Source organism: Rhodococcus sp. CX, assembly GCF_015865005.1.
Classification (GTDB): Bacteria; Actinomycetota; Actinomycetes; order Mycobacteriales; family Mycobacteriaceae; genus Rhodococcus.
The window spans coordinates 14,237-15,007 of the sequence record NZ_JADZGH010000023.1; the positions used below are offsets into that span (position 1 = coordinate 14,237).

Genomic DNA, 771 nt, shown 5'->3' on the forward strand with positions numbered 1-771 from the left:
GGAGGCACAGCGCCTCCTAGACGAGCTCGCCGCCGAAGGCAAGCCGCTGAACTTCACCCTCTCGATGTACCCATCGGGCAGGGCACTGGGTGAGGCCATCCAGACCCAGCTCAGCACGCTGAACAACATCACCGTGAACGTGCGCACCATCGATTTCGCCCAGGTGGGGCAGATTCTCGGGCAGATGGACTACGACGTGATCACGAACGCCGTCGTCTTCGCCGGCGACCCGGAGCCCCGGCTGTGGTTCGGACTCCACGGCGACTCAGCGGGAAATTACAGCGGAATCAAGGATCCACAGATGGATGCGGCCCTGAGCCGGGCACTGGCATCCCGGGACGAGGGGGAACGGGAGTCGGCATACGAGGTGGTTCAGCGACGTCTCGTCGAACTGAATCCGATCATCTTCTACACCCGCTCCGCACCGGGCTTCGTCGCGAGCGGCAACGTCGGCGGCATCCGGCAGTACGGGATGGGCTCGATTCTTCCCGAGGAACTCTGGATCAACAACACCGACTGACACCCGGCTCCGGGTGTGTCCACCGTACCGGGCACAACCGATCCGGCCTTAGCCCCGTCAGATCGAACCTTCAGACCAGGAAAGGTCCCCCCGTGATCAGAAGAAGTCATACGCTCGTGGCGGGAATAGCCGCCGCGACGCTCATGCTGGGCGCATGCAGCAGTGGTAACTCAGCAGATTCAGCCGGCGCCGGCGGCCCCACCGGCGAACCTGTCACCGGAGGAACCGGCAGGATCATCGAGCAGTGGGAA

At 63.8% G+C, this 771-nt stretch carries 1 pseudogene; it reads left to right on the plus strand.

Features of this window, described 5'->3' with window-relative positions:
* Window positions 1–520, plus strand: a pseudogene (locus tag I0Q12_RS02100) (ABC transporter substrate-binding protein); the annotation flags it as partial.
* Window positions 521–771 lie beyond the last annotated feature (251 nt).